Source organism: Flavobacterium sp. (genome assembly GCF_031422135.1).
Classification (GTDB): domain Bacteria; phylum Bacteroidota; class Bacteroidia; order Flavobacteriales; family Flavobacteriaceae; genus Flavobacterium.
The window spans coordinates 1-23194 of record NZ_JANOQD010000117.1; the positions used below are offsets into that span (position 1 = coordinate 1).

The following is a 23194-nucleotide window of genomic DNA, read 5'->3' on the forward strand; positions in this document are numbered from 1 at the left end:
TTAAAAGCGGAAAAAAGAAATGTCTAAATATTTTTTATCCAATAAAGCCGTCGATGATTTATCTAAAATTTGGGATTATACTTATGAAGTTTGGTCTGAAAATCAAGCCGACAAATATTATTATGAATTGCTTGAAGATTGCCAAGAATTATCCGGAAATCAGAATTTAGGACTAAATTACATCGAAATTGATTTGGAAATTTATGGGTATAAATCAGGGCAACATATAATATTTTACAGATTGTTGAATGAAAAAGAAATTGAAATTGTCAGATTCTTACATTAGAGAATGGATTTGAAAAACAGAATCCAAGAATAAAACAACAGTTAACGGTATTACTTCGTCTGTTCACTCTTTCAGACTCAAGTGGGGTTTTAGGCACACGAGCGATAGCGAACTGACGAAGTAAACTCCAAAGTTGATCTTGTACTTGCAAGTTCAGCCTTAAATCGATCCATTTGAAATACAAATTTTAACCTTAAAAAAGAACAACTTTAGAATAAGATAATTTCAGTATCATTCATTTTAGCTTAAAAAAACTTAATTATTTCTTTTTTTTATTACGTGGTTCATAATTATTCAAGAAATCTCCCTTGGGTTTTCCGATGTCAAATGAACTAAACTTAGTCAACAATCTTGTTTTTTTTCTGGCTTCGTCTGGATTCATCCCTTCATATTCAATGCGATAAAGAGCTGAATACATTTCGGCTCGACCTACCCCGTGATAACAATGAATAAGTACTGGATAATTATCTTGGTTGTCCATCACTTTAAAAAAACCATCTAAATTTTCCTGTTTTGGTACTTGATCTGAACCTAGATTAAAATAATTCAAGTTAGGTATTTTTTCTGTGGCTTCTTTCTCTGCTCTTAATTCTTGCGGACTTTCAGGATTGTTTATCAAGTCTGCTGTGCCTGGAAAACGCAAATCAACAATCGATTTTATATTGTATTTTTTGATATAATCCGCAATTTCGTCTGGAGGAAGAACGCCTGATTTATATACTTTCCCTTCAGTAATAGTTTCAAAATTATGAGCGATGTACATATCATAATAGTTTTTACCTAAAACTAAAAGAGCTACAAAAACAATTCCAATGATGACTTTTTTAACTACCGATTTCATAAAATTCTGATTCTATTTAACAAATGTAGCATAATTAGATGCATTTAAAATACAAGAATATGCTAATTTGGTGCTAATTTTTTATCAATAATACTGTTCATATAATTTTGCAAAAATGCTTTGCATGCAATTTCAACAGCGTTCATTTCTTGATTACGATTTTGTATTAAATTTTTGGTTAGTCCTTTGTCGTTTTTATCAAAAAAACCAACGGCTTGTTTTCCGTCAAAAGTACATATATAATTCCCTTGCATAAACTGATACACACTTCCTGAATGGTTTATAGCAAATGGTTTTACTTGTTTATCGCCTAACAGGCTTCTACCCCAACTTCTAAATGGTTTTTGATAACCTATCATATCCAAAATTGTAGGATAAATATCGATTTGTTGTGCAAAATTAGTATCAACACCTTTTAAATTACTATTGGGCTTAAAAATCAAAATAGGAACAGCAAAGCGGTTTATAGGTTTCATAAACTCTTCATAATATACATAATTCCCATGATCGGCAACCATTACAAAAATGGTATTGTCATACCATTTTTCTTTTTTAGCTTGTTTGAAAAATTGCTTTAACGAATAGTCAGTATAAGCCACGCATTGGTGTATTTCAAGATTGCCTTTTGGAAATTTTCCTTTATATTTTTCTGGAACTATATAGGGATTATGGGATGACAAAGAAAACAAAGTTGCCATAAATGGTTGTTTTTTTGCATCCAAAGTGCTTTTCATATATTGAAAAAACGGTTCATCCCAAATTCCCCAAAAACCATCGTGCTCCTTATCATTATTAAACTCCGTTTTTCCATAATAATGATTGAAACCTAAAATGTTTCCAAAACCAAGAAAACCCATTGAACCATTTGGTGCACCATGAAAAAAAGAAGTGTCATACCCATCACTTTTCAGAGTAGAAACCAACGATTCAATTTTTTGATTGGCAAATGGAGAGGAAGTAAAAGCATCTTTAAACGAAGGAATTCCTGCAAGAATTGAGGACATTCCGTGTATGGATTTACTACCATTACAATATGCATTAGTATATATCATACTGTGCTGTGCCAAAGAATCTATAAAGGGTGTGTATCCTTTATAATTGGGGATTTCTAGTCCTTTATTAAAGCTACCTACATATTCTCTACCATAACTTTCCAGAATAAAAATTACAATATTTTGCTTGTTTGGTTTGTTATTATTGTACTTTTTGATTGGTACAAAAGTAGAATCAATACTCTGTTGTGAAACAAAATTTTGTCGTTTGAAACTTACTGTTTTCAATGTTCTTATAATAGCAAAAGGAGTATTCAAAACAATGTCTGCGTGGACAATATTTTTAATATATCTGTTGGCATCAATCAAATTTAATGGACGAGTACTTTTTTTGAAATCACCGCGAATTCCACCTATAGCCAAAGTTGTAATAGCCAAAAATAGTAAAGTTGAAAATAGAAAATATTTTCCTGTAATGGCTGGTTTATTGTATACAACTTTTACTCGTTTGTACAAATAAATCCACAAAAAACTAACCAAGAAGAACAATACAAATACATGCCAAAAATCAATTAAAAATTGAGACATCAAATCCGATTTATTGGATTCGTTTGCCAATACATCTAAAACAGCAGTGGTAGTTCTAGTGTAGGTATGCCTGTAATAAATAAAATCAGCAAAATTTGTCGCATATGCTAGTAAATTTGTAGCAAAGTACAAGTAAATCAAAATCTTTTGAAATCCTATTCTTGTATTGATTACCAATGGTAAAACAGATAATAAAATAAAAAGACTATTGATATAAAGTATAGAAGTCGTATCGAATACTAATCCGTGATAAGCCAATCGTAAAAATTCGAAAAAAGAATCCACTTGAAGGGCGTCATAATTATAAAGCCAAAAACCTAGTCTTGCAATAAAATAAAAAACATAGACTAATAATAACCTAAAAAATAGTACTTTATATTCCGAAAATCGTATTGTATCCTTCATTTAATTAAAAAATTATACGCAAAAATAATTTTTTAATTCATCAAAACAGAAATTTTAAAAGAAATATAACTTTTTTGTTGTGAATTTGCCACTATATTTGTTTTGTTAAAACGGTATAGTATATGGAAGAATGTATTTCAGTATTTGATATGTTAAAAATTGGTGTTGGCCCTTCAAGTTCACACACACTTGGTCCGTGGCGAGCAGCAGAACGATTTTTAAAAGAACTAACTGATTTACAACTTCTCCAAAAAACAACTCGAGTCAAAGTTGATTTGTATGGCTCATTATCATTAACAGGTACTGGTCACGCCACAGATTTAGCTGTTATGCTTGGGCTTAGCGGTCAAGATCCAGAATACATTCCCATTCAAGATATTTCAGGAATTATCAAAACAATTGAAGACAAAAAAGAAATCAAGCTGGACAATCAAATTGTGATTCCATTTTATTTTTTACAAGACATTGTTTTCAATAAAAAATTTCTTCCATTTCACGCAAACGGACTTACTTTTATCGCTTTTTTAGAAGATGATTCTAAATATACGTCTACATTTTACTCCATAGGTGGTGGATTCGTCGTTAAAGAAGAACGTGTAAATGCTAAGAAAAAAATCGCAATAAAATGCGCATTTCCGTTTCCAATAACTTTGGCAGAAGAACTTTTACAGTACTGTATTTCTAAAAATAAAAAAATCTCTGAAATTGTTTACGAGAACGAAAAATCAATGCGTTCTGAAACCGAAATCCATACTGAATTAATGCGAATTTGGAATACTATGCTTGAGTGTATGCACATTGGCTGTCATTCTGAAGGCATACTTCCTGGCGGATTAAACGTACGTAGACGAGCTTTTGATATGCATCAAAATTTAATAGGATTGGCAAATTATTCCAATCCGCAAGAATGGTTGGAATGCATTCGAAAAACGGAAGTTAAATTTCGTCAAATCCTAAAATGGGTTTCTTGTTTTGCACTAGCTGTAAACGAAGTAAATGCCTCATTAGGTCGAGTAGTCACTGCTCCAACCAATGGAAGTGCGGGTGTTATTCCAGCCGTTTTGATGTATTATTTATGCATCGAAAATCACCAAGCTGGCGAGAAAGAAATCAAGCAATTCCTTATGGTTGCTGGCGAAATAGGTAGTATTTTCAAAAAAGGAGCGACAATATCGGCGGCAATGGGTGGTTGTCAAGCAGAAATTGGGGTTTCTTCATCAATGGCAGCAGCGGCTTTGTGTGAATTAATGGGTGGTACACCTGAACAAGTTTTAATGGCTGCAGAAATTGCAATGGAACATCATTTGGGTTTAACTTGTGATCCAATAGGTGGATTAGTTCAAATTCCATGTATTGAAAGAAATACTATGGGTGCTATTAAAGCCATAAACGCAGCAGAATTAGCTCTGGAAACCGATCCGAAAAATGCGAAAGTCCCACTTGATAAAGTTGTAAATACAATGTGGCAAACCGCTAAAGATATGAATAACAAATACAAAGAAACTTCCGAAGGTGGATTAGCAGTAGCCGTAAATATGGCAGATTGTTAATATAAAATACTTTTTGAAAAACATTATTCTATTTCTTCATAATCAATATAATCTCCAACTTTCTTGGTTGATTTCGGATTATCTTTTTTTGTAGTTTGAAAATCAGAATTTTGTCCTTTAGCAAAACCTCCTTGTGATTGTTGTTTTTCAAAATTTTCTTGTACTTTGTTTACCGCTTTTTTTAATAGTATAGGTAAAAAAATACGAGCCAAAAACTTAACTAGATAATAAAATCCAATTAACAACAATATCGTTTTGAAAAAACCGTTAAAAGAAGCGTATTGAATCATATTTTTTTTTCAAAATTAATAAAACTATTTTTTAAAATTAAATATTGAATCTTAAAATAATGATAAAATATATTACTTTTGATTTCTTAAATAAAAACAATCTATGAAATATATCAAGATTCTATTTGTTATAGCGATTTACAGCTTCACAACAACAATCTATTCACAGTTTACAGATCAGATAAATACAAATAGACCAGGATCTTCAATGGGTGCTTTTTCTGTTGGAAAAAATGTGTATCAAGCAGAGGGTGGCGTAACTGGTTTCAAGTCAGAACATAGCCTACTTGAGTATGACGATAGAGGTTTTGCATTTGATCTTGCTGCTCGTGGCGGTTTGTTTTTTGAACAATTAGAATTAATTCTTGAAGCTGAATTTCAGTTTGACCAATACACCAATGGTAACTTGCAATACAATAGAAGTGGGATTACTAGAACTACTTTTGGTGGTAAATACCTGATTTACGATCCTTTTAAGAAGAAAAAAAATGAAAAACCAAATATTTACAGTTGGAAAGCAAATCAAAAACCCAAATGGCGTCAGTACATTCCAGCAATTTCAGGATATGCTGGGGTTAACTATGTTTTCGACAATGAATATTCAATACCAAACGAATCTACAATTAATCCAAAAATTATGATTCTAGCGCAAAATCATTTTACAAGTGGATTAGTAGTTGTGACAAATATTATTGCTGATAAAATAGGCTCTGAGAATTCCAGCTTTGGTTATGTTTTGACTGTTACAAAAAGTATAGGTCAAAAATGGACCGGTTTTATTGAAAATAAAGGTATAAAAGGAGACTATTATTCTGATGGAATTTTCACTCTAGGCACAACTTACCTACTTGCTTCCAATATGCAAATAGATGCTTCTATAAGTAAAAACATTAAAGACACGCCATCACTACTGTTTGGAGGAGTTGGGTTTTCTTGGCGTTTTGACAAAAAACACAAAGACAAGGAAAAGAAAGCTAAAAAGGAAGTTGAAGGAAATTCAACTAAACCAACAACTAATATCAAAACCCAAGACGAATTAGATAAAATACAATCTGAAACAGATAAAAAAGCAGAAAAGAAAGAGCCTGAAACCGAAACCGAAAAAACAACTGAAGAACCAAAAAAGTTAAAACGGTTAGATGATCTTGAAAATATTGATGAACCAAAAACTGAAATCAAAGAGCAAATCATACCCGAAATCAAACCTGAAAACATAATAAAGGAAGAAGTAAAACCAAATTAGTATGATTGTTGTTAAAAATGCCATTTCTAAAAAGGAAATGATTGAATTTGTTACTTTTCCTTTTTCAATATACAAAAACAATACAAATTGGGTTCCTCCTATTATTGCTGATGAACTGGAATCATTTGACAAAACCAAAAATCCAGTTTTTGAGTCAGCAGAAGCATATTTCTACATCGCTTACAAAAACGATATTCCAGTAGGACGAATAGCTGCCATAGTTAACTGGGATGAGGTAAAAAATCAACAGAAAAATAAAGTTCGTTTTGGTTGGTTTGATACTGTTGATGATATTGAAGTGACAAAATCTTTACTTGAAAAAGTATATGAACTCGGCAAAAAGCACCATTTGGAATATGTGGAAGGTCCCATGGGTTTTTCAAACTTGGACAAAGTAGGTGTACTAACGGAAGGTTTCGATCAACTAGGAAATATGATAACGTGGTACAACCACGAATACTACAAACACCATTTTGAAAAATTAGGTTTTGTAGTCGAAAAAAAATATATAGAAAGTGTTTTTAATTTTAGTGATATTGATAATCTCCCAATTCACAAAGCAAGTTTATTAATCCAAAAACGATATGGTTTAAAATCTTTAATTTTTACAAAAACTAAAGACGTTATGCCTTATGTGGACAAAATGTTCGATTTATTTAATCAATCGTATGAAAAATTAGAATCGTTTGTTGCTATAAATGAAATCCAAAAAGAATATTTTAAAAAGAAGTATATCAACTTTATAAATCCTGAATTTATACAATTTATTGTAGACGAAGACAACAAAATGGTTGCTTTTGCTATTGTTATGCCTAATTTTGCTCAAGCACTTCAAAAATCAAAAGGAAAATTATTTCCTTTCGGTTTTTTACATTTGCTACAAGCACGCAAAAACAGTAAAGAAGTTCTTTTCTACCTTATAGGAATTTTGCCAGAATATCAAAATAAAGGAGTAACTGCTATTATTTTTGACGAATATCATAATATATTCTCTAAAAAAGGAATTATAAAGTGTATTAGAACCCCTGAACTTGAAAATAATATTGCAATTCAAAATCTTTGGAAAAATTTTAATCCAAAAATCAACAAGCGTAGATGTACTTATAGAAAAAATCTGTAATTAACAGCAATTTCGTTTTGGCCTATTAGGCATAGTTTTGCTTGATAATCTATCGAATAAAGTAAAAACCCGTTCTAATTTATTCCATTCTAAAGTATAAATAGATTGGGTTCCCTCGATTTTTCTACAAATTAATTTTTGTTCCAACAAATCTTTCAAATGTTTAGAAACTGTTGATTGACTCAAAGGTAATTCGGCAACAATTTCCTTACAGGTTCTATCTTGATGTTTAGACAAAATTAATATAATCATTATCCTAGCCGGATTTGAAATGCATTTTGACAATTGAGCTAATTCAACTTCAAAAGAATGAAACTTTACATTTTTCATTAATCGTATTTTATAGATGGGGGAAAATAATTATTTTAAATAAGGATTACACTAATCTAGACTATTTACAATAGTTTAAAACATATATTAATCGCTAATATACGATAACAAACTAATAAAAAATGTCTACATTCAAAACCAAAGTTGACATATAAACGTATTTTCGTCAAACAAATATAATTTATGAAGCTTTTTTTCACAATATTTATTCTATTATTTTCATATTTATTATTTTCACAAGAAACAACTGGTGTTTTAAATGGTCGAATTAGTTCTAATCACACCATTTCAATTACTTCTGCTTCAATTACACTATATCAGAATTCCACAGGTTTAAAATACTCTACCATTTCTCAAAATGACGGCTTTTTCAGTTTCAATCAACTACAACCTGGTCAAGATTATCAATTGGAAATAAATGCTTTTTCACATCAACCATATAAAGAAGAAAACATTCAAATTCAGTTGGGCAAAATTACTAACATTACCATTGTTTTAATTTCATCAACTAACACCTTAAATGAAGTTGTTTTAAATGGTGTGAGGAACAGTTCAAAAAATGGAAACGAAAAAAAGCTAAAAATAGATTTAATAACTAGTTTACCAACTCTAAATCGCAGCATTCAAGATGCTACAAGATTACTAACCGATTCAAATTTAAACTCGTTTGGAGGCGCCAATTATCGCTTCAATAACCTTTCCATTGATGGTAGTGCTACTAATGATGTTTTAGGTTTTCAGGAACCTTCAAGCGGGGCTTCGGGTTCATTAGCTTCTGGAACGCCTGGTGGATTAGCAGGAACACAGCCTATAGGGTTTGGAGCAATAAGTGCATTATCCATAAAAACTGCTCCTTTTGATGTTACTTTAGGGAATTTTACAGGAGCAAGTATTAACGCAGTTACTAAATATGGAACTAATAAAACTACTGGAAGCAGCTATAGTTTCTTGAGAAACAAAACATTAACAGGTAATTATGCAGACGGTATAAAACAACCATCGGTAGCATTTATTGACAATCAAACAGGGGCAAGTATTGGTGGTTCTATTATCAAAAACAAATTATTTTATTTTTTTAATACTGAATTTGCTTTCCGAAAAGAACCTGTTCAAAATGAACCCGGAAGCGAGACTTCAAACATATCAAAATTGACGGTAGAACAAATAGCCAATCATTTAAGAACCAACTACAATTATGACCCAGGAGCCACGTCAAATGCAAATTTAGAGCGAAAAAGTGGCAAACTATTTTTGCGCTTTGATTATAATTTATCTGAAAATAATAAACTTACACTAAGGAATAATTTTGTAACTGGCTTTACAGATAATTTAGAATGGAGTGCCAATGTTTTTAATTTTGGAAATCAAGGTTATAGGCACAACTCCGTTACAAATACACTGGCTGCAGAATTAAAAAGTAAAATTAACAATGCTATTTCAAACAAATTAATTGTCTCAAACTCTATTGTAAACGACAATAGAACTTATAATGGTCGTGTTTTTCCACATCTTGAAATTATTGACAATACTGCAAACACTATTTTTGCGGGTACTTACAGAGAAGCGTCTATTTATGGTTTGACTTTAAACACTACACAAATTACAGACAATGTTACTTTTATAAAGAACAATCATACAGTAACTTTTGGTTCATCTACAGAGATAAATAATATAAAATACCGATTTCTAACGGCTTATAATGGCCGCTGGCAATACAAATCCGTTTCTGATTTCCTTAACGACAAACCCAATAGAGTTCGAGGTGTTTATAACGTTGAAAACAATGATTTTGATTATAATAAAAGAACACCCTCAGCAGATTACGGAGTCATTTTATCTAGTATTTACTTGCAAGATGAATTTAGAATTTCTAGTAAATTCAATATTTTAGCAGGAATTCGTATTGATTCACAATTTCACCCTGGTGACTTTCCAATAAGTCAGGAATTCATAAAAACTCCTGAATTTTCCAACTATAAAAATGACATAAATGTTGCTCCTCAACTTAATCCAAGAATTGGTTTTAGCTATATATTTGATAAAGATAATAACTATGTTTTAAAAGGCGGAAGCGGATTGTTTACCGGTAGAATGCCTTTTGTTTGGTATGCCTATCCAGAGTACATATCAGGAACAAAATATTTTAATATTGATTATAAACCCACTGGAGTCTTACCTATCAATGAAAATTTAAATGCTCTTGAACCTTTGCAATCTAAAAGATTAACCGAAATAAATTTAGTTGACAACGGATTCAATTTACCTCGTGACTGGAAAAGTAATCTTTCGTTTGACATAAAATTTAAGAATAATTATGCCTTAAATATTGATGCAACTTATTCCAAAGTTCTCAACGGATTGCTATTTAAATCCATAAACCGAAAAGAAGATCAGAAAAATAATTTTATAGGAACTGACAATCGTCCTTATTATAATACAACTTCGGATGCAATAAAAATAAACTCCAATTTTACAAATGTATTTTTACTCACTAATGTTAAACAAGGCTATCGTTATAATATAACTTTTGGACTAACAAAATCTGAAACACACTATAATGGCTTTTTAGGCTACACCTATGGAATAAGTAAAGATATTAGTAGTACAGTTCGCAATTCGCATGCAGCAAATTTTGAATGGAATCAAGCACTTGTCGCCAATACTCCTGAGCTAACGTATTCAAATTTTGATTTAAGACATAAATTTGTTTCCTATCATTTTTATGATATCAATTTCAAATCTAGTAAATTAAAATTTGGATTGATCTATAATGGCAAATCTGGAAGTCCATTTTCGTTTGTATATGAAGGTGATGTAAATCGTGATGGTTCTGCTAAAAATGATATTTTATACATCCCAAGAAATCAATCCGAAATTAAACTACAAAATATAGTTGATGCTTCAAACATTGTATTGGTTTCAGCAAACGAACAATGGAATCAACTGAATAATTATATAAATAGCGATAGTTATTTGAGCAAAAACAGAGGTCAATATGCAGAAAGAAATGCCGCAAGAACACCTTGGAATCATCAAGTAGATGCGAAAATAGTATTTGAAAAAAAAATATTTAAAAATAAAATCGAATTTTCGATAGATATTTTCAATTTAGGCAATTTATTAAATAGAAATTGGGGAGCACAACATTTTGTGCCCAACATAAATAATTCAGGGTATGCACTACTTGATTTTGTGAAAATTGATGGGAGTCAACCTGTATATCAATTTAACAATCCTCGAGGCAAACCTTGGCAAATAGATCCTGTAAATTCAAAATGGCAAGCTCAGTTTGGGGTTATTTTTTCGTTTTAGAACTAAAGTTTTTAAATTTAAGACAATGTAAAAATTAAAAATCCTTTTCAAATTGAAAAGGATTTTTATGTTTATAGATGTCTATTTTATAAATGAAAACTTAAATCAACATTTATGAAACATCAACTGTAGTTCTATCTGCAATTTCTTTATATGTTCCATTCACTAATTTCTCCCGAATTGCTTCAAATGCTGTTAAGGTCTCAGCTACATCACCCAAAGTGTGTGAAGTAGTTGGAATCATTCGCAACAAAATTATCCCTTTTGGAATTACGGGATAAATAACAATCGACAAGAAAATACCATAGTTTTCACGCAAATCATTTACCATAACCATTGCTTCTGGAACACTACCCTCAAGGTACACAGGAGTAACACAAGTATTTGTATCACCTATATTGAAATTTCGTTCACGTAACCCACTTTGCAATGCATTTACATTTTCCCAAAGTTTATCTTTCAATTCAGGATGATTACGCAACAACTCCAAACGTTTTAAAGCACCAAGAGTTTGAATCATTGGTAATGATTTTGCAAACATCTGCGAACGCAAATTGTATTTTAAATAATCAATAATTTCATTATCAGCTGCAATAAAAGCACCAATACTAGCCATTGATTTTGCAAAAGTTGAAAAATAAACATCAATATCAGCCTGAACTCCTTGCTCCTCACCTGCTCCAGCACCGGTTTTTCCTAGAGTTCCAAAACCGTGAGCATCATCAACTAAAAGTCTAAAGTTGTATTTCTTTTTCAAAGCAACAACCTCTTTTAATTTACCTTGTTGTCCACGCATTCCAAAAACGCCTTCAGTGATAAATAGTATTCCACCGCCAGTTTCAGTAGCCATTTTGGTAGCACGTTGCAAGTTTTTTTCCATACTTTCAATGTCATTGTGACGGTATGTAAAACGTTTTCCCATATGCAATCGAACACCATCAATGATACATGCGTGTGCGTCAACATCATAAACAATTATGTCGTTTTTAGTTACCAAAGCGTCAATAGTTGACATAATTCCTTGGTAACCAAAATTCAATAAATAAGCTGATTCTTTCATAACAAAAGTAGCCAATTCATTTTCCAATTGTTCGTGAGCCGAAGTATGACCTGACATCATACGAGCGCCCATTGGATAAGCAGCACCATATTGAATCGCCGCATCAGTATCCGCTTGACGCACTTCTGGATGATTTGCTAATCCTAAATAGTCATTCAAAGACCAGTTCAAAATATTCTTTCCGTGAAATTGCATTCTCGGCCCTAATTCTCCTTCTAATTTTGGAAATACAAAATACCCTTCTGCTTGCGAAGCCCATTTTCCTAAAGGACCTTTATTATTCTGAATTCTTTCAAATAAATCTTTTACCATTATATATAAGTATAAAATTTTACGTTTTTTTACAAGTTGCAAAATTAGTAATAATATTTTTTACATTATAATTTATTTTTCGGGAGTTTCGCAAAACCTTTTGGTGGGTTTTGCAACCGCGCTTTCCGCTCTATCTTTTGTTCCATTGTATTCCACAAAAGGATGCCGCTACAATCGCTAACTCGAAAGAAACATTGTAACTTTACACTTTTAAATATATAAAAACATGATACAACTCGTCTTTGCATCTAACAATAAGAATAAAATTCAAGAAATACAAAGTATGCTTCCGTCAAATATCAAAATAATGAGTTTGGAAGATATTGGCTGTTTCGTAGACATTCCTGAAACATCGGATACCATAGAAGGCAATGCTATTTTAAAAGCGAACTATGTAACCCAAAAATACGGCTACGATTGCTTTGCTGACGATACTGGATTAGAAGTAGAAGCGTTAAACGGAGAACCAGGTGTTTTTTCGGCTCGCTATGCTGGCCTACAAAAAAATGCCGATGATAATATGAATAAATTATTACTGGAATTAGAATCAAAAAACAATCGTAATGCCCAATTCAAAACCGTCATTTGTTTGAACATTAATAAAGAACAATATTTATTTACTGGAATTGCGGCTGGCGAAATCATTAAAGAGAAAACTGGAAATCAAGGATTTGGCTACGATCCAATTTTTAAACCCGAAGGTTATCAACATACATTTGCGCAAATTTCTGGCGAGATAAAAAACAAAATAAGCCATCGCGGCAAGGCTACTCAACTGCTTTTAGAATTCTTAAAAAAGTAACGTATTGATTTTCAATAGTTAATAAATTGACAAATGTTAAAATAACATTAGTTTATCTCATTTATTCACACTACTTTTGCACCGAATTTAAAAATAAATAATGAACAAATTTGAACAATTAGGATTGAGTGAGTCGCTACAACGTGCGATTATCGATCTAGGGTTTGAGAATCCGACCGAAGTACAAGAGAAAGCGATTCCGATGCTATTGGAAAAAGACATTGATTTAGTTGCGTTGGCTCAAACAGGGACGGGGAAAACGGCAGCTTTTGGTTTTCCGCTGATTCAAAAAATTGATGCCAACAATAGAAATACACAGGCGTTAATTTTATCACCTACTCGCGAACTATGTTTGCAAATTACAAACGAGATTAAAAACTACTCAAAATACGAAAAAGGTATTAATGTAGTGGCCGTTTATGGTGGTGCAAGTATTACAGAACAGGCAAGAGACATCAAAAGAGGCGCACAAATTATAGTGGCTACTCCAGGCAGAATGCAAGATATGATTAACAGAGGATTGGTAAACATTACTCAAATTAATTATTGTGTACTTGATGAGGCAGACGAAATGTTAAATATGGGCTTCTATGAAGACATTGTAAACATTTTATCGACTACTCCAAACGAAAAAAGCACTTGGTTATTCTCGGCTACAATGCCACAAGAGGTAGCGAGAATTGCAAAACAATTTATGCATGACCCACAAGAAATTACGGTTGGTGCTAAAAATTCAGGTTCTGCAACAGTTTCACATGAATTTTACTTAGTAAATGCACGTGATCGTTACGAAGCTTTGAAACGTTTGGCCGATGCTAATCCAGACATTTTTTCGGTAGTTTTTTGTAGAACAAAAAGAGATACACAAGCTGTAGCTGAAAAATTAATCGAAGATGGGTATAGCGCAGCTGCTTTGCACGGCGATTTATCGCAAGCGCAACGTGATGGTGTAATGAAATCTTTTAGAGGTCGTCAAATCCAAATGCTTGTAGCGACTGATGTTGCTGCTCGTGGAATCGATGTGGACAATATTACACACGTTGTTAACTACCAATTGCCAGACGAAATAGAAACCTACAACCACCGTTCAGGAAGAACTGGTCGTGCTGGAAAACTAGGAACTTCTATTGTTATTGTAACTAAAAGTGAAATTCGTAAAATTTCGTCAATTGAAAGAATCATCAAACAAAAGTTTGAAGAAAAAACAATTCCTTCTGGAATCGAAATTTGCGAAATCCAATTGTTGCACTTAGCAAATAAAATCAAAGATACCGAAGTTGATCACGAGATTGATAACTACTTACCTGCAATTAACCAAGTTTTAGAAGGGCTTTCTAAAGAAGAATTAATCAAGAAAATGGTATCGGTAGAATTTAATCGTTTTATTGCTTACTACAAGAAAAATAGAGATATCTCTAACCAATCTTCTGACAGACGCGAGCGTGATGATAGAGATGGTGCTCCAAGAGAAAACAACAACAACGGAGCAACTCGTTATTTTGTTAACATTGGTTCAAGAGATGATTTCGATTGGATGCAATTGAAAGATTTCTTAAAAGACACCTTAGAATTAGGTCGTGACGATGTGTTCAAAGTAGATGTAAAAGAAGGTTTTTCTTTCTTTAATACTGACGCAGAACACACCGATAAAGTAATGGAAGTTTTGAACGGATTTGACCTTAATGGACGAAGAATCAATGTAGAAATTTCTAAAAATGACGGTGGTTCAAGTTCTGGACGTCGTGATCATAACGGAAGATCTGGCGGTTTCGGCGGAGGAAGAAGTTCTGGTGGTGGCGGATTTAGAGGCGAAAGAAGTTCAGCTCCAAGATCTGGTGGTGGTGCTTTTGGCCCTCGAAGTTCAGCTCCAAAAGAAGGAGGTTTCAGTAGAGGTTCTGCTCCACGTGAAGGTGGTTTTGGAAGAAGTTCTGATAGAAGTGAATCCTCTGATAGAGCTCCAAGAAACGAAAGACGTTCTGGTGGTTTTACACCTCGATCTTCTGAAGCAGGTGCTGAAAGACCAAAAAGACCAAGAAGAAGTTAATTAGATTAAAATAAAAAAAATGCATCTTTATTAAATTAAAGATGCATTTTTTATTTTATAACAATATCTTTTTTAGATTTGATTTTGACAATACATATTGGACTTGACATAGCGGTTGTAACCATATCTCCTTTTTTAGGATATATTTCTTTTACAATCATAATTAAATTAGTGGTATCATCAATCAATTTTTCAGGTATTACTTCATAACCACCTGTTTTTCTTTGCCCAAAATTAAGAATCAATACATTGTGGGTTACAAAATCCACATCAGGAATCTTGTCTTCTCCCATCGAAATAAAAAATGCTCTATAATCTTCATTGTTTCTTACAACTCGATATGATTTTGAAGGAACACCACTAAAATTACTTTTGTAAATGACTTCAAAGGCATTTGAAATATTCTTTTCGTCTTTATTTGGTATCAAAACACCACAGGAAGTTAAAAATAAGAAACAAAATAGAAGTGTTAATTTATTCATTTTAAATCATTTATAGCTTTTTTATATAAATTCTCATATAAAGGTACTATTTTTTCGATAGAAAAACTATGAGCTACTTCTAATGCTCGATTTTTAAATTCAAGTAAATTTTTGTCGTTAGAAATTATTTTTATTCCATTTTCTGCCATTTCTATGACATTTCCAACATCACTCAAATATCCAGAAACTCCTTGAATATTAACTTCTCGCAAACCTCCTGAATTACTAGAAATTACCGGAACTTTACACGCCATAGCTTCTAAAGCTGCCAATCCAAAACTTTCGGTTTGAGAAGGTAATAAAAATAAATCAGAGTAATTTAGAATTTGATTAATCTCATTGCTATTTCCAAAGAAAATAACTTTGTCACTTATCCCTAATTCTTCGCAAAGTTTCTCCGCTTTGGCTCTCTCAGGACCATCACCAACCATCATTAATTTCGCTTTCACTTTTTGTTGAATTAGATAAAAAATCTGAATTACATCTGGTATGTTTTTTACTTTTCTAAAATTACTAATGTGTGTTATAATTCGCTCATCAGCTTGAGCCATTACGGAGCGTTTACATGGATTTTGAATGGAATTATCGTTGTTTAATTCAATAAAGTTTGGAATAACTTCTATTTCCTTTCTAATATTAAAAAGTCGCAAAGTATCATCCTTTAAACTTTGAGAAACCGAAGTCACTTTATCCGATTTATTGATGCTGAAAGTTACCGCAGTTTTATAAAACGGATGATTCCCAACTAACGTTATATCTGTACCGTGAAGAGTTGTCACCATTGGAATTGTGATTCCCTCATCTTTAAGCATTTGCTTTGCCATATAACCTGCATAAGCGTGAGGAATAGCATAATGAACGTGTAATAAATCTATTTTATGAAGTTTAACCATATCAACCAATTTACTTGAAAGAGCTAATTCATATGGTTGATAATGGAACAATGGATATTCCGGAACGTTTACTTCATGGTAATGCACATTTGGACTTAATAGTGCTAATCGGACGGGTTGTCTGTAGGTTATAAAATGAATTTCGTGCCCTCGACGCGCCATTTCTAATCCTAATTCTGTGGCTACTACCCCACTACCTCCAAATGTTGGGTAACAAACAACTGCTATTTTCATTTATTGATTTTAATGATACGAATGTAGAAAAATGGAATTTATACTTCTATAAATAAAAGTTAAATATTGCAATTAAATCTTACAACAACCGTCCAAAGTTGCAATTCCTTCCGAAGTTGCTTTTACATCATCGGCATCATATCCTAATTTAGAAATGGCTTCTTTAATGGCTTGAAGATTGGCTTTTTTGGCATTATAATACACTGTGAATGTCATTGCTTTATCATCAAGTTCATACATTTTTACGCCTTTTATTTTAAGTATTTCCGTTTTGAATTTCAAGCCGCAAGTTTCACATTCCTTGCAATGGTCACAGTTTAAAGTGGTTTTGATTACCGCTTTCTGATTTTTTTTTTGTGCATATAGAGTATTAGTTACGAAAAATAATATGGCTAAAAAAAAGATTGATTTTAAAATTGAATTTTTCATTTGAATTAATTTTTAATATTGTGTTTTATTTTAATGTTCATGACCTCCACCGCCTTTCATTGCTGATAAAAGATAAAAAGCACCTTCTACAACTATTTTTGTATCGGTAGGAATTGGTGAAACAAGTTTGACTTCGGTATATCCTAAATCTGTTGTGCCAGGAATTACTTCAATGGCTTTGAAATGAATTTCGCTGTGGATTTCTTCTTTTGCAACTGGTTTTATTTCTTCTTCATACTCATCTTGGACAAATATAAAATATTTATCTCCATTTCTTACAATTGCATCTTTTGGCAACGCAGTAACTGTAGCGTTGGTAATATTAATATTTGCCGAAACATACATTCCAGAAATAAGTCCTTTTGCATCAGCAGGATTTATTTTAGCGTGAACGGCAACGGTTTTACTTTCGTTAGAAAATGATTTGTTAATCCCAAATATTTTGCCTTTTACCGATTTATTTGACTGATTGGTCAATACAAAATCTATTTCTTGACCTATAGATATTGAACCTAAATCTTTTTCATAGACGTTCAAATCCAAGTGCATCTGGCTATTGTCAACCACTTCAAAAAGTGCTGTTCCTGTTTCTGCATAAGCACCTTTGGCAATACTAATTTTACCAACATAACCAGAAATTGGTGAAACTATTGGCACCAAGCTTGAACCATTGGTACTCATATTCAAGGCTTGCAATTTGTTTTTTGCGGCTTGTGCTCTGGCTCTTTCTACAGCTAACTTTGCTTTTACTTCTTGAAATGTTTTTCTAGGATTTACGTTTTCTTCGCTCAATGTTTTTTGGCGATCGTATTCTAATTGCAAAAATTCAATGTTTGCCGATGCCGAGCGGTAATCTTCTTGCATCTCAACCACTTCCAAGTTTTGAATGGTTGCCAGTACTTTTCCTTTGTTTACAAAAGTTCCTTCTAGCACCAAAATATCTTTGACAGTTCCACCAATTAAGGTAGAAACATTTGCCATATTTTGTGGTGGCACTGTGGTATATCCATTGGCTTTTATGATGGTATTTAAATTTCTGTTTTCTATTGTTCCAGTTTCAATACCAACTGTTTTGAATTGCACTTGGGTTAAGGCAACTTCGTTTTCTGATGTTTCTTCATCGGGAGTTACTTCGGTTTTCTTTTCGCCACAAGAAGTAAAAAGTGTCAAGACTAGAGTATTAAGTAATATGAAAATCTTGAATTTTGATTTTGTATTTTTCATTTTAAGAAATTTTAATTATTAGAAATGGATGGAAACTGCTGTTGAATAGCACTTTGATTGTACGTATTTACAACTTCAATATGTTGTTTTTTGATGTCTAATGCTTGGTTCAAAAAATTGATATACGCCCAATAACTCATATCGCCACCAGCATAACTTTTTTGGGCTGTTGCAATAATTTGATCTGCATATTGCAAACCTTCATTGTTGTAATAATCCAATGCTTTTTGCTGTTTTGAAAGTTCGTTTTGCAATTGTCGCATTTGTGTTTTCAATGTAAATTTACTTTTATCTAATTCTAATTGTGATTGCGAAATACTAATTTCTGATGCTTTACTTCTTGCCGAATTTGCGCCACCAAACAACGGAATTTGCAAGCCTGCAGTGAATCCTTGAAACAACGATTTGGTATCGATAGTTTGTGCAAAATAGCCCAATCCAAGTTTTGGTGTTTTCAAGGCTTTGAAAGTATTGGCTTCTTTTTGATATACCGAAATTTGTTGTAAATAGTAATCGCTCAACAAACCTTCTACTTTTGCAACATCAACTTTTTTAATGGATTGATATTGCAACGGGATTTTTATATCTGGTAAAATATCCTCATCAGTTTGGACAAAAAACTGCAATTGTTTTTGATAAATTGCCAAGTCAAATGCCAATTGTTCTTTTTGGGTTTCTATTTCTTTTACTTTTGCTTTGGCGCTAATTACTTCAATATTCCCACTTTCGCCAGTTTTGAAACGTAGTTCGGCATTTTTTAGAAATTTGGCATAAATGGTGAGTAACTCTGTATTTAATTTTTGAATTGAAATGCCATACAAATATTGATAATAAGCAATAGTTACCGCTTTTTCAATTTCATATTCTGACAATGCTTTTCGTTTTTCAGCAAGTTTTACCAATTCTTCTTGCAATTGGCGGTTGGCTTTGGTGATTTTTCCAATCGGAAAATATTGTTGCACCGAAATATTATGATCGTATTCATCGCTATTAAACTGTCCGCCTTGGTATTGCACTTGCAAAGGATCTAATTGAAAAGCTGTTTTCTTGAGCGTGGTTTGCTTTTCAATCTCTTTATCGGCAATTTTTAAATCGATATTATTGGTTTTAGCCATTTCGATGGCGCTTTCTAACGAAATTGTTTGCGGACTTTGTGCAAATGAAAATGTGCTAATCAATAACAAAATTGCTGTAATTACTGTTGTTGTCCTATTTTTTCTTCTTTTAAAACCTTGTTCAACTAATAAGTACAAAATTGGTAAAACAATTAACGTCAACAATGTTGCTGATAAAAGTCCACCAATAACTACTGTTGCCAATGGTTTTTGCACTTCTGCACCACCACTGGTTGACAATGCCATTGGTAAAAAACCTAGTGAGGCTACAGCGGCTGTCATTAAAACTGGTCTTAATCTGACTTTGGTTCCTATCAAAACACGTTGCAAGGCATCGGAAACACCTTCCATTTTGAGTTGGTTGAAATAGGATATCAATACAATTCCGTTTAAAACCGCAATCCCAAAAAGGGCAATAAAACCAATTCCTGCTGAAATACTAAAAGGCATTCCTCGTAACCACAAAGCAAAAACACCACCAATAGCTGATAACGGAATGGCTGTAAAAATCAATAAGGCTTGCTTGTAACTATTGAAAGTAAAAAACAATAAAACTAAAATCAATCCCAATGCAATGGGCAAGGCTACCGAAAGTCGTTTGTTGGCTTCAACCAAATTCTCAAATTGTCCGCCATAGGTGATAAAATACCCAGCTGGAAGTTTGTAATTTTTATCTAATTTGGCTTGAATTTCTTCCACTACGCTTTTTACATCACGACCCCGAACATTCAATCCAACTGTAATTCTACGTTTACCATCTTCACGAGAAACTTGAACTGGACCTTGCTCAAACGCTACAGTTGCGACTTGCGAAAGTGGCACTTGTTGCCCGTTTGGCAATGGAATAAATAAATTACTAACATCGGTGATATCGCTACGATTACTAGCATCCATTCGGACAACAATATCAAAACGTTTGCTTTCTTCATAAATTTTTCCTGCACTTTCCCCAGCAAATGAATAACGAATAATTTGGTTGATGTCGGTAATATTCAAACCATATAAGGCAATTTTATTGTAATCGTATTTTACGGTTATTTGTGGCAAACCAGTTACTTTATCGGCTTTTAAATCTCCGATTCCTTCTATTTTACTGATTTTTGATATTAATTCATTGGCTTTGGCGTCTAAAATTTCTAAATCATCACCAAAAATTTTAATAGCAATATCACTTCGGCTACCTGTCATCAATTCGTTGAAACGCATCTGAATAGGTTGTGAAACTTCAATAGTAGCTCCTGGAATGGCTTCCATTTCGGATTTCATTGCATTGGCAATGTCTTCCCAATTGTCATAACCATCCCGCCATTCACTTTTGTCTTTTAAAACGATAATTAAATCACCACTTTCAATTGGCATAGGATCGGTTGGAATTTCGCCACTTCCTATTTTTGAAACAATAGTTTTAATTTCTGGGAATTTTGATTTTAGAATTTTCTCATATTCGGTAGTAGTTTTTACCATTTGTGAAAGCGAACTTCCTGTCATAATGGTTGCGTTGATTGCTAAATCGCCTTCTTCTATGGTTGGTATAAATTCGCCACCCATATTCTGGAAAACAAAAATGGCTAAAACAAATATTGCTATTGTAAAAGCTAAAACTGCTCTTTTGAAACGCAAGGTTTTTTCTAAAAATGGGGAATATATTCCTTCAAACCAAGCCATCATTCGATCACTAAAATTAGGTTTGTGTTCCGTATTTTTAGATAGAAATAGTGCACTCATCATTGGTACATATGTTAATGACAAAATAAACGCACCAATAACTGCAAAACCAACTGTCATTGCCATTGGACGAAACATTTTTCCTTCTGTCCCCACTAATGCCAAAATTGGTAAATACACAATTAAGATAATAATTTCTCCAAAAGCCGCACTATTCCTGATTTTAGAAGCTGAGTTATACACTTCAGTATCCATTTCATCTTGTGTTAAATCTTTTTCTCTTTTAATTTTTTGCAAATGGTGCATAGTAGCTTCCACAATAATTACGGCACCATCGACTATAATACCGAAGTCGATTGCTCCTAAGCTCATTAAGTTACCGCTTACGCCAAAATAATTCATCAAAATCACAGCAAACAGCATAGATAGTGGAATTACAGAAGCTACTAGTAATCCAGCACGAAGGTTTCCTAGAAATAAAATCAGAACAAAAATTACTATTAATGCTCCTTCTAGCAAGTTTTTTGTCACTGTTCCAATGGCTGAATCAACCAATTTCCCTCTATCAATGAACGCTTCTGCAACCACACCTTCCGGTAAGGTTTTGTTGATTTGAATCATTCGTTCTTTTACTCTTTCAACTACTGCACTTGAATTTTCGCCTTTTAACATTAAGGCTAAACCAGAAACTATTTCGCCTTTTCCATCTTTGGTTGAAGCACCATATCGCAAAGCAATTCCCTCACGAACTTCGGCAACATTGCGAACTAAAATTGGCGAACCGTTTTTATTGGAAACTACTACATTTTCTAAATCTTTGATACCAGAAGCCATTCCAACCCCACGGATAAAATAGGCATATTGGTCTTTTTCGATATACGCACCGCCAGTGTTTTGATTGTTTTTTTCTAACGCCTCAAAAATATCCGTTATAGTTACGCCTAAACTATTAAGTTTGTTTGGATTTACTGCAATTTCATACTGCTTTAGTTTTCCGCCCCAAGAACTTACCTCTGCAACACCTTCAATTCCTTGCAATTGCGGAATAATAATCCAGTCTTGAATGGTTCGTAACTTTATTGCATCGTACTTGTCTTCATAGCCTTTTTTGGCATAGACATCGTACTGATAAATTTCGCCAAGACCAGTAGAAATAGGTGCTAGAACTGGAGTTCCAGCATAAGCAGGAATATTTTCTTTGGCTGCAGAAAGACGTTGAAATATTTGTTCTCTTGCCCAGTAAATATCTACATCGTCCTTAAAAACCACGGTAACCACTGATAAACCGAAACGAGAAATACTTCGCAATTCAATTACTTTTGGAATCGTTTTTACGGATTGTTCTAATGGATAGGTTATTAATTGTTCTACTTCCTGACTTGCCAAAGTTGGTGCCGTGGTTAATATTTGCACCTGATTATTAGTAACATCTGGCAAAGCATCAAGCGGTAAATTCTTAATGGAATAACTCCCCCAAGCAATAAGCACTAAGGTAAATAAAAGTATAATGAACTTGTTCTTTATACTAAATAGTATGATTTTATCTAACATTGAAAATATTATATACGAATTAGAAAATAAGCAAAATTATTTGTGAAAAGGTCACAAATTTTTAACCCCAACAAATTGCGGGGCTTGATTATGCTATTTGAGGCGGTTGCCAAATACTTACGTAAAAGCTGGAAGAAAGTATTGATTTGTATGTGTGTAATGGAGTGATAATACTTTTAGAAAGTAACGGAAAACTAAAGAAATTTGTAGGTTGGTAACTGAGCATTAATGAACCACAACAATTACAAATACAAAATGGAGGACACAAGTCATTTTCAGATTTATGAGAATGATTTTCATGACTTGAAACAACTTCGTTTAAAGTGTGAGTAATACTATCTTGTGATTTAACATCAGCACAAGGAAAGCACGAAAGTGCTATCATATATATAGATAGTAATATTGTTTCAATTTTATTCAAGTATC

General features: G+C 32.8%; 18 protein-coding genes. 7 read left to right on the plus strand and 11 right to left on the minus strand.

Annotated elements, in window-relative coordinates:
* Nucleotides 1-19: 19 nt before the first annotated feature.
* The gene (locus RMO70_RS15220) at nt 20-286 is read left to right on the plus strand and encodes a type II toxin-antitoxin system RelE/ParE family toxin (protein ID WP_310557296.1); all 267 of its coding nucleotides are present in this window, start codon (nt 20-22) and stop codon (nt 284-286) included.
* A 259-nt stretch (nt 287-545) separates the two neighbouring features.
* Here RMO70_RS15220 and RMO70_RS15225 read toward each other — a convergent pair whose 3' ends face one another.
* Together RMO70_RS15225 and RMO70_RS15230 are read right to left on the minus strand one after the other, a co-directional pair.
* Nucleotides 546-1127 carry a dual specificity protein phosphatase family protein gene (locus RMO70_RS15225; protein WP_310557297.1) on the minus strand — a complete coding sequence of 194 codons (582 nt, stop codon included), beginning with the start codon at nt 1125-1127 and terminating at the stop codon, nt 546-548.
* A gap of 62 nt (nt 1128-1189) precedes the next feature.
* On the minus strand, nt 1190-3112 hold the full coding sequence (locus RMO70_RS15230; RefSeq protein WP_310557298.1) for a sulfatase-like hydrolase/transferase: 1923 nt from the start codon (nt 3110-3112) through the stop codon (nt 1190-1192).
* Nucleotides 3113-3234: 122 nt separating this feature from the next.
* Here RMO70_RS15230 and RMO70_RS15235 point away from each other — a divergent pair, with 122 nt between their 5' ends.
* Entirely contained in the window at nt 3235-4662 is a 1428-nt protein-coding gene (locus RMO70_RS15235; RefSeq protein WP_310557299.1) for an L-serine ammonia-lyase, read from the plus strand.
* A 23-nt stretch (nt 4663-4685) separates the two neighbouring features.
* Here the strand turns inward: RMO70_RS15235 and RMO70_RS15240 are convergent, their stop codons facing one another.
* The gene (locus RMO70_RS15240; protein WP_310557300.1) at nt 4686-4952 is read right to left on the minus strand and encodes a DUF4834 domain-containing protein; all 267 of its coding nucleotides are present in this window, start codon (nt 4950-4952) and stop codon (nt 4686-4688) included.
* A 103-nt stretch (nt 4953-5055) separates the two neighbouring features.
* Between RMO70_RS15240 and RMO70_RS15245 the strand changes: the two genes are divergently transcribed.
* Nucleotides 5056-6195 (plus strand): transporter, encoded by a 1140-nt coding sequence (locus tag RMO70_RS15245; protein ID WP_310557301.1) that lies wholly within the window; start codon nt 5056-5058, stop codon nt 6193-6195.
* Nucleotide 6196: 1 nt separating this feature from the next.
* Nucleotides 6197-7315, plus strand: coding sequence for a GTP cyclohydrolase (locus RMO70_RS15250; RefSeq protein WP_310557302.1), 1119 nt, complete (start codon nt 6197-6199; stop codon nt 7313-7315).
* Here RMO70_RS15250 and RMO70_RS15255 read toward each other — a convergent pair whose 3' ends face one another.
* On the minus strand, nt 7316-7645 hold the full coding sequence (locus RMO70_RS15255; protein WP_310557303.1) for a metalloregulator ArsR/SmtB family transcription factor: 330 nt from the start codon (nt 7643-7645) through the stop codon (nt 7316-7318).
* A 183-nt stretch (nt 7646-7828) separates the two neighbouring features.
* Here RMO70_RS15255 and RMO70_RS15260 point away from each other — a divergent pair, with 183 nt between their 5' ends.
* The gene (locus RMO70_RS15260; protein WP_310557304.1) at nt 7829-10957 is read left to right on the plus strand and encodes a carboxypeptidase-like regulatory domain-containing protein; all 3129 of its coding nucleotides are present in this window, start codon (nt 7829-7831) and stop codon (nt 10955-10957) included.
* A 112-nt stretch (nt 10958-11069) separates the two neighbouring features.
* Here the strand turns inward: RMO70_RS15260 and RMO70_RS15265 are convergent, their stop codons facing one another.
* Nucleotides 11070-12329 carry a pyridoxal phosphate-dependent aminotransferase family protein gene (locus tag RMO70_RS15265; protein ID WP_310557305.1) on the minus strand — a complete coding sequence of 420 codons (1260 nt, stop codon included), beginning with the start codon at nt 12327-12329 and terminating at the stop codon, nt 11070-11072.
* 229 nt (nt 12330-12558) lie between these two features.
* Here RMO70_RS15265 and RMO70_RS15270 point away from each other — a divergent pair, with 229 nt between their 5' ends.
* Together RMO70_RS15270 and RMO70_RS15275 are read left to right on the plus strand one after the other, a co-directional pair.
* Nucleotides 12559-13131 carry a non-canonical purine NTP diphosphatase gene (locus RMO70_RS15270; protein WP_310557338.1) on the plus strand — a complete coding sequence of 191 codons (573 nt, stop codon included), beginning with the start codon at nt 12559-12561 and terminating at the stop codon, nt 13129-13131.
* A 100-nt stretch (nt 13132-13231) separates the two neighbouring features.
* Nucleotides 13232-15175 (plus strand): DEAD/DEAH box helicase, encoded by a 1944-nt coding sequence (locus RMO70_RS15275; protein ID WP_310557306.1) that lies wholly within the window; start codon nt 13232-13234, stop codon nt 15173-15175.
* Nucleotides 15176-15225: 50 nt separating this feature from the next.
* Here the strand turns inward: RMO70_RS15275 and RMO70_RS15280 are convergent, their stop codons facing one another.
* From RMO70_RS15280 to RMO70_RS15305, 6 genes are all read right to left on the minus strand, one after another.
* Nucleotides 15226-15657, minus strand: a complete 432-nt coding sequence (locus tag RMO70_RS15280; protein WP_310557307.1) for a protease complex subunit PrcB family protein — start codon at nt 15655-15657, stop codon at nt 15226-15228.
* Complete coding sequence (gene bshA, locus RMO70_RS15285; RefSeq protein ID WP_310557308.1) at nt 15654-16784, minus strand: N-acetyl-alpha-D-glucosaminyl L-malate synthase BshA; 1131 nt, start codon at nt 16782-16784, stop codon at nt 15654-15656. The genes RMO70_RS15280 and bshA overlap by 4 nt, the downstream gene beginning before the upstream one ends.
* 72 nt (nt 16785-16856) lie before the next feature.
* Nucleotides 16857-17213 (minus strand): heavy-metal-associated domain-containing protein, encoded by a 357-nt coding sequence (locus tag RMO70_RS15290; protein ID WP_310557309.1) that lies wholly within the window; start codon nt 17211-17213, stop codon nt 16857-16859.
* 30 nt (nt 17214-17243) lie between these two features.
* Complete coding sequence (locus tag RMO70_RS15295) at nt 17244-18437, minus strand: efflux RND transporter periplasmic adaptor subunit (RefSeq protein WP_310557310.1); 1194 nt, start codon at nt 18435-18437, stop codon at nt 17244-17246.
* An 11-nt stretch (nt 18438-18448) separates the two neighbouring features.
* Nucleotides 18449-22768 carry a CusA/CzcA family heavy metal efflux RND transporter gene (locus tag RMO70_RS15300; RefSeq protein ID WP_310557311.1) on the minus strand — a complete coding sequence of 1440 codons (4320 nt, stop codon included), beginning with the start codon at nt 22766-22768 and terminating at the stop codon, nt 18449-18451.
* A gap of 88 nt (nt 22769-22856) precedes the next feature.
* A complete protein-coding gene (locus RMO70_RS15305; protein WP_310557312.1) occupies nt 22857-23189 on the minus strand; it encodes a DUF6660 family protein in 333 nt (110 codons plus the stop codon).
* Nucleotides 23190-23194 lie beyond the last annotated feature (5 nt).

Excerpts from the sequence above, each read along its gene's own strand:
- RMO70_RS15250 (WP_310557302.1), top strand. The coding sequence starts at position 6,197 with ATGATTGTTGTTAAAAATGCCATTTCTAAAAAGGAAATGATTGAATTT.
- RMO70_RS15220 (WP_310557296.1), top strand. The coding sequence starts at position 20 with ATGTCTAAATATTTTTTATCCAATAAAGCCGTCGATGATTTATCTAAA.
- RMO70_RS15240 (WP_310557300.1), bottom strand. The coding sequence starts at position 4,952 with ATGATTCAATACGCTTCTTTTAACGGTTTTTTCAAAACGATATTGTTG.
- RMO70_RS15230 (WP_310557298.1), bottom strand. The coding sequence starts at position 3,112 with ATGAAGGATACAATACGATTTTCGGAATATAAAGTACTATTTTTTAGG.
- RMO70_RS15235 (WP_310557299.1), top strand. The coding sequence starts at position 3,235 with ATGGAAGAATGTATTTCAGTATTTGATATGTTAAAAATTGGTGTTGGC.
- RMO70_RS15275 (WP_310557306.1), top strand. The coding sequence starts at position 13,232 with ATGAACAAATTTGAACAATTAGGATTGAGTGAGTCGCTACAACGTGCG.
- RMO70_RS15280 (WP_310557307.1), bottom strand. The coding sequence starts at position 15,657 with ATGAATAAATTAACACTTCTATTTTGTTTCTTATTTTTAACTTCCTGT.
- RMO70_RS15245 (WP_310557301.1), top strand. The coding sequence starts at position 5,056 with ATGAAATATATCAAGATTCTATTTGTTATAGCGATTTACAGCTTCACA.
- RMO70_RS15300 (WP_310557311.1), bottom strand. The coding sequence starts at position 22,768 with ATGTTAGATAAAATCATACTATTTAGTATAAAGAACAAGTTCATTATA.
- RMO70_RS15225 (WP_310557297.1), bottom strand. The coding sequence starts at position 1,127 with ATGAAATCGGTAGTTAAAAAAGTCATCATTGGAATTGTTTTTGTAGCT.
- RMO70_RS15255 (WP_310557303.1), bottom strand. The coding sequence starts at position 7,645 with ATGAAAAATGTAAAGTTTCATTCTTTTGAAGTTGAATTAGCTCAATTG.
- RMO70_RS15260 (WP_310557304.1), top strand. The coding sequence starts at position 7,829 with ATGAAGCTTTTTTTCACAATATTTATTCTATTATTTTCATATTTATTA.
- RMO70_RS15295 (WP_310557310.1), bottom strand. The coding sequence starts at position 18,437 with ATGAAAAATACAAAATCAAAATTCAAGATTTTCATATTACTTAATACT.
- RMO70_RS15290 (WP_310557309.1), bottom strand. The coding sequence starts at position 17,213 with ATGAAAAATTCAATTTTAAAATCAATCTTTTTTTTAGCCATATTATTT.
- RMO70_RS15265 (WP_310557305.1), bottom strand. The coding sequence starts at position 12,329 with ATGGTAAAAGATTTATTTGAAAGAATTCAGAATAATAAAGGTCCTTTA.
- bshA (WP_310557308.1), bottom strand. The coding sequence starts at position 16,784 with ATGAAAATAGCAGTTGTTTGTTACCCAACATTTGGAGGTAGTGGGGTA.